The sequence below is a fragment of the Acidovorax sp. HMWF018 genome (assembly GCF_003061035.1).
Taxonomy (GTDB): domain Bacteria; phylum Pseudomonadota; class Gammaproteobacteria; order Burkholderiales; family Burkholderiaceae_C; genus Acidovorax; species Acidovorax delafieldii.
Genome location: NZ_QAIM01000532.1, coordinates 1 through 1416, shown reverse-complemented (window position 1 = coordinate 1416; position 1416 = coordinate 1). Strand labels below are relative to the sequence as shown.

1 protein-coding gene is annotated in these 1416 nt (G+C 66.6%); it reads right to left on the bottom strand.

Translation table 11 applies throughout. The annotated features are described in order from the left end of the window. Window positions 1-1107: DUF3592 domain-containing protein (locus DBR23_RS22665; protein ID WP_108499660.1), on the bottom strand; the 1107-nt coding region annotated here is incomplete at its 3' end. Between the last annotated feature and the right edge of the window lie 309 nt (window positions 1108-1416).

Below are 1416 nucleotides of genomic sequence, written 5' to 3'. Positions count from 1 at the left end.
CGTAGCGTAGCCGGTCCAGCCGCCAATGGATGCCAGCAGCTTGTCGGCTTGGGCGCGCCCCTTCAGGTCCTGGGCGATGGTGAGCTGCCGCCCACCCCGCAGCTCAGCCACGATGCGGAAGTACGCTTGGCGGTTGCCGTTGCTTTCGACCGTGTAGCTCTCCACCACCCGCAGCCGGGCAATGTCGTGCGGGGGCACTTGGTGCCAGCGGAGCATCAGGCCCAGCAGGCGCCGCTCGGTGCGCAGGCCGGTGTGGTCCAGCTGTACGCGCAGGCTGTTGGCCAGGGCATAGAAGCTGGCCAGCAGCACCACGCCGCCCACACCGCCAAACAGCATGCGGAACAGCCACGGCCCGACCTCGCCCGAGGACTCCTGCTCCCAGGGCACCAGCGCCCCGACGGTCAAAAACACAGCCCCCACCAAGGCCAGCGCCAGTTTGAGTCCCCACCATCGGCCGGCAGGAAAGTACATGGCCACCCCGCCGGGCTTGCGCTCCACCCGCCCGGGCATGCCTGCCGCCAGCGACTGGGCGCCACTGCCCGCACGGCCCTCCGGGGCGCGGGTGGGGCGCAGCACATACACCAGCAGACCGACGCCCACACCGCCAAACACCATCACAAACACCATCTTCAGGGCCAGGAGGCTGGACCGCAGGCTGCGGTCAATGACGGCGTCCGCCGGATCGGACGAACTGACCCAGACCTGAACGGGCGCGCCGTCGCGCAGTGCCTGCTCCAGCCGCGCACCGAGCGCTTCCTGAAAATCGCCCACGTTGTCGCCACCACCGCTGATTGCCACGCGCTCGCCCTGGTACTCACGGCCCGCCACCTGATAGCGGTAGGTGGCCTTGACGGTGTAGGCGCTGGATTTGCTGCTGCGGCTGGTTTCCAGCCGCGCAGCCACCAACGTGGCCGGAATGGGTTGCCACCACTGCATGCGCGCCCAGTCATACAGCGTGGGCAGCACACTGAGCAGCAGCATGCCCACACCCACGGCTGCAAATGGCAGGGCAAACAGGCCCAGCAGCCAGCCCCCAGCGCGCTTGCCGCCACGGGCAGCCGGGTCGCGTGCACCCTGCGCATGGGTTGAGGGAGAGCGTTTGGTCATGGACAAAGTTCAGGGCAAATAAGACAACAAACCGACGCGGTGATGGCCCTGGTGAGTGCCGCCACATTCGGCCTGGACCGGGGCGACCAGCCTTGCACGGTCAGATTCTGCGGCGCGTCCCCGGGCTGCGCAATCTGCCATGCGGACAGCAGGCCATTTCAACGCGTTGGCAGCCGATTTATGGTGTTTTTGGCCACAAGCGCTAGTGGAACATGCCTGGATAGCTATCAGATAGATAGCAGTTCACTGCCTGCGACTTGGGTTGCGGCGCCCGACACCACCTGCGGCATCTTTGACAGAATGCGTCCA